This window comes from Vibrio sp. V42_P2S4T144, assembly GCF_009904715.1.
In the GTDB taxonomy this organism is placed as follows: Bacteria; Pseudomonadota; Gammaproteobacteria; order Enterobacterales; family Vibrionaceae; genus Vibrio; species Vibrio alginolyticus.
In genome coordinates this window covers 1-4,661 of the sequence record NZ_WXWS01000250.1, presented here as the reverse complement: position 1 = coordinate 4,661, position 4,661 = coordinate 1, and the positions used below count along the sequence as shown (strand labels likewise).

At 44.5% G+C, this 4,661-nt stretch carries 3 protein-coding genes; all 3 read left to right on the top strand.

The features are described 5' to 3' along the window. The first annotated feature begins 158 nt into the window (after nucleotides 1-158). Genes CAG68_RS08665 through CAG68_RS08655 form a run of 3 tightly spaced genes read left to right on the top strand, consistent with a single transcriptional unit; the run spans nucleotide 159 to nucleotide 4,538 of the window. Nucleotides 159-2,030: an assimilatory sulfite reductase (NADPH) flavoprotein subunit gene (locus CAG68_RS08665; protein WP_017821725.1), complete on the top strand. Its 1,872-nt coding sequence runs from the start codon at nucleotides 159-161 to the stop codon at nucleotides 2,028-2,030. After that, nucleotides 2,030-3,766 (top strand): assimilatory sulfite reductase (NADPH) hemoprotein subunit, encoded by a 1,737-nt coding sequence (gene cysI / locus CAG68_RS08660; RefSeq protein ID WP_086047067.1) that lies wholly within the window; start codon nucleotides 2,030-2,032, stop codon nucleotides 3,764-3,766. The genes CAG68_RS08665 and cysI overlap by 1 nt, the downstream gene beginning before the upstream one ends. Then, nucleotides 3,759-4,538 carry a phosphoadenylyl-sulfate reductase gene (locus CAG68_RS08655; RefSeq protein WP_054729680.1) on the top strand — a complete coding sequence of 260 codons (780 nt, stop codon included), beginning with the start codon at nucleotides 3,759-3,761 and terminating at the stop codon, nucleotides 4,536-4,538. Before cysI ends, CAG68_RS08655 begins: the two co-directional genes overlap by 8 nt. Nucleotides 4,539-4,661 lie beyond the last annotated feature (123 nt).

The following is a 4,661-nucleotide window of genomic DNA, read 5'->3' as shown; positions in this document are numbered from 1 at the left end:
TGGCAGTAGGCTTTCAACAAGTCCGCATTGAAGATCGATGAGCAAAAAGTAAGCCGTTCTTACTTCCAAAAAGTTATAAAACATTCACTTCTATTCTTTCTTGTTATTAAGGAGAGTGGGTACTCTATCGTCACGCAATGAATAGGGATGTCGTGATAATGTCTTTTCAAAAGAATGAGTATTCTCACAAGAATGTGTCTGAAGATAATAATGGGCAAGGAGGAAATCCTCCAATCGCAAGCCCTCTGAATGACCAACAAATTAGCTCACTCCAACAAACTGTCTCTGAGTTGTCTTCACAGCAACTTGCTTGGGTCAGTGGGTATTTTTGGGGATTAGCTCAAAATCAACCAAACACAGCGGTAACGCCAATTGCACAAGCAACGGCAGCCGTATCAGCGAAGCCAGCAGGTAAGTTGAGTATTATTTTTGCTTCCCAAACGGGCAATGCTAAAGGTGTTGCTGAAGCTCTGGAACAGGAAGCAAAAGCAGAAGGAATTGCAGTCGAACTTTTTGATGCAAGCGATTACAAAGGTAAAAACTTAGCCAAAGAAACGCATGTCATTATTGTGGCATCGACTAACGGCGAAGGCGAAGCGCCAGACAATGCCATTGAGCTACATGAGTTTTTGCAATCGAAGAAGGCTCCTAAGCTGCCAAACCTGCAATATGGTGTTATTGCATTGGGAGATTCTAGCTACGAGTTCTTCTGTCAGACCGGTAAAGACTTCGACACTTACCTATCAAAGCTAGGCGCGACTCCATTTATCGAGCGTCTTGATTGCGATGTGGATTATGAAGCCCCTGCAACTGAATGGCGTAAGAATGCGTTAGACAAGGTAAAAGATACACTGTCTTCTGGCTCTGAAGCGGATGTGGTTCAACTTCCTGTGGGTCAAGCTGCGACTGCGCACTCTCCTTACAATAAACAAAATCCGTACACTGCGACGTTACTGACCAGTCAAAAAATCACGGGCCGTGACTCTGGAAAAGACGTTCGTCATATAGAAATCGACTTAGAAGGCTCGGGCTTAACGTATCAGCCAGGTGATGCACTAGGTGTGTGGTTTGAAAATAGCTCGGAACTTGCAAATGCCATTCTTGGTAAGGTCGGTTTGTCTGGGGTTGAGACTGTTGACGTTGATGGTGAAAGCTTGTCAATCCACAGTGCTCTCGTGAGTAAATATGAAATCACAACATCTAACCCGCAGCTCATCACAAAGTTTGCCGAGTTATCCGGTAGCAAGAAGCTACAAAAGTTAGTTGAAGATAAAGATAAGCTTCGCGAGTACTCTGCAAATACTCAAATCGTTGATGTACTGGCAGAAAAGAAAACCAAGTTAACCGCAGATGAATTGATTGGTTTGCTTCGTCGCCTTACTCCACGCCTTTACTCTATTGCATCAAGCCAAGAAGAGGTCGATGAAGAAGTACACCTAACGGTTGCTTTGGTTGAGTACGAACAAAACGACGAAAAACGATATGGTGGTGCGTCTAGTTTCTTAGCACAGCGTCTCGAAGAGGGGGGTGAAGTTAAAGTATTTGTTGAGCATAACAACAACTTCAAACTGCCGGAAGATGATAGCACTCCAATTATCATGGTTGGTCCTGGCACAGGGATCGCACCATTCCGTAGCTTTATTCAGGAGCGTGAAAACCGCGATGCTGAAGGCAAAAACTGGTTGTTCTTTGGTGATCGCACGTTCACTCAAGACTTCTTGTACCAAGTGGAATGGCAAAAGTATCTCAAGTCAGGAGTACTAAGCCGATTGGATGTTGCCTTTAGTCGTGACCAAGTAGAAAAGGTTTACGTACAACATCGCATCTTAGAAAACGCAGCTCAAGTGTGGCAGTGGATCCAAGAAGGCGCTTATATCTATGTCTGCGGTGATGCAACGCGTATGGCAAAAGATGTGCACGACGCATTGGTTATCGTTGCTGAACAAGAAGGCAAGATGCCGCGTGACGATGCAGAACAATTTATTAATGACCTACGTAAAGCGAAACGTTATCAGAGGGATGTGTACTAATGACTTTTTCTACGGACAATAATAAGCAGGTTGTATTAGGTGAAGAGTTAGGGCCGCTATCTGATAACGAGCGCCTGAAGCGAGAAAGCAACTTATTACGTGGCACCATTGAGCAAGATTTACAGGACCGTATTACTGGTGGCTTTACTGCCGACAACTTCCAGTTAATTCGTTTCCACGGTATGTATCAACAAGACGATCGTGATATCCGTAATGAACGCACAAAGCAAAAACTGGAACCATTACATAATGTGATGCTTCGTGCTCGTATGCCTGGAGGCATCATCACGCCAACGCAATGGTTAGCGATCGACAAGTTCGCAACGGAGCACTCTTTATATGGAAGTATTCGTCTGACGACTCGCCAAACGTTCCAGTTTCATGGGGTATTAAAACCGAATATTAAGTTGATGCATCAAACGCTCAACAGTATTGGCATTGATTCGATTGCAACCGCGGGTGATGTAAACCGTAACGTGTTGTGTACCACTAACCCAGTGGAGTCAGAGTTACACCAAGAAGCTTACGAATGGGCGAAGAAGATCAGTGAGCATCTATTACCAAAGACGCGCGCTTATGCAGAGATTTGGCTAGACGGTGAAAAAGTAGAAAGCACGGAAGAAGACGAACCGATTCTAGGCAAGAACTACTTACCACGTAAGTTTAAAACTACAGTGGTTATCCCACCGCAAAATGACGTAGATGTACACGCTAACGATCTCAACTTCGTAGCGATTGCAGATAACGGTAAGCTGGTAGGCTTTAACGTCCTGGTCGGCGGCGGCTTAGCGATGACGCATGGCGATACATCAACTTATCCGCGCCGCGCTGACGACTTTGGCTTTATTCCGCTGGACAAGACACTTGATGTTGCCGCAGCTGTAGTAACAACTCAGCGCGACTGGGGTAACCGTTCAAACCGTAAGAACGCAAAAACCAAATACACATTGGATCGTGTAGGTAGCAATGTCTTTAAAGCGGAAGTCGAGAAACGTGCTGGTGTTAAGTTTGAGCAAAGCCGTCCATATGAATTCACAGAACGTGGTGACCGTATTGGCTGGGTAGAAGGAATTGATGGTAAATATCATTTAGCGCTTTTCATCGAAAACGGTCGCTTATTAGACTTTCCAGGTAAACCACTTAAGACGGGTGTTGCTGAAATTGCCAAAATCCACAAAGGCGATTTCCGCATGACAGCAAACCAAAACCTAATTGTTGCGGGTGTACCTAAAAACGAAAAAGCGAAGATTGAAAAGATCGCTCGTGAACATGGCTTAATGGACGACGGCGTAAGTGAACAGCGTAAGAACTCAATGGCTTGTGTTGCTTTTCCAACTTGTCCGCTAGCGATGGCAGAAGCTGAGCGTTTCCTTCCTCAGTTTGTTACTGATGTGGAGGGGATTCTGGAGAAGCACAATCTACCAGAAAATGACAACATCATTTTGCGTGTAACTGGGTGTCCAAATGGTTGTGGTCGCGCAATGTTGGCTGAAATTGGTCTAGTTGGCAAAGCGCCGGGTCGTTACAACTTGCACCTAGGTGGTAACCGTGCTGGTACTCGAGTACCAAAAATGTATAAAGAGAACATCACGGATAAGCAAATCTTAGAAGAGATTGATCTGCTGGTGGCTCGATGGTCGAAAGAGCGTGAAGAAGGCGAAGCCTTTGGCGATTTCACTATTCGTGCTGGCATTATCCAAGAAGTGCTCGTATCAAAGAGGGACTTTCATGCTTGATTCTGTAGCATCCAAGCTGGAGCTCACAGAGTTACTGACATTAACAAAGACGGAGCAAATCCTCCGTCTTGCTCAAATTAATGTCGAGCTCGAAAAGCTTTCAGCACAAGAGAGAGTAGCGTGGGCTTTAGATAATCTAGAAGGCGAGTTCGCGGTTTCTTCTAGTTTTGGTATTCAAGCCGCGGTTATGCTTCATTTAGTTACTCGCGCCAAAACGGACATCCCCGTCATTCTAACCGATACTGGTTACCTGTTTGCTGAGACGTACCGATTTATCGATGAGCTGACAGATGCTCTCAACCTAAATTTAAAAGTTTATCGAGCCAAAGAAAGTGCGAATTGGCAAGAGGCTCGATATGGAAAATTATGGGAGCAGGGTGTAGAGGGAATTGAAAAATACAACAAGCTCAATAAAGTTGAGCCGATGCGTCGAGCGTTAAAAGAGCTTAATGTTGGAACGTGGTTCTCTGGATTGCGTCGAGAGCAAAGTAAATCTCGTGCAGGTTTACCGATTCTATCCATTCAGAACGGTGTGTTTAAATTCCTACCAGTAATTGATTGGACTAATAAAGACGTTCATTACTACTTAGAACAACACGGCCTTAAATACCACCCATTGTGGGATGAAGGTTACCTTTCAGTTGGTGATACACATACCACTCGTAAATGGGAGCCGGGAATGTCAGAGGAAGAAACTCGATTCTTTGGCTTAAAGCGAGAATGTGGCCTACACGAAGATGATGGCTCTGAACAAGATGGGTCTGGCATATAGCCATAATGCTCTTTAAATAGAGTTTAGGTTAAGTTTAATAAAGATAGCTGCAATAAAGCAGCTTTCTTTATTTATGGTACTTGAAAAACACGCCTCAAAGAACAACTCTGTGGATAAGTTGTG

Bases quoted from the DNA above. Each gene is read 5' to 3' on its own strand.
- cysI (WP_086047067.1), top strand. From the start codon at position 2,030: ATGACTTTTTCTACGGACAATAATAAGCAGGTTGTATTAGGTGAAGAG.
- CAG68_RS08655 (WP_054729680.1), top strand. From the start codon at position 3,759: ATGCTTGATTCTGTAGCATCCAAGCTGGAGCTCACAGAGTTACTGACA.
- CAG68_RS08665 (WP_017821725.1), top strand. From the start codon at position 159: ATGTCTTTTCAAAAGAATGAGTATTCTCACAAGAATGTGTCTGAAGAT.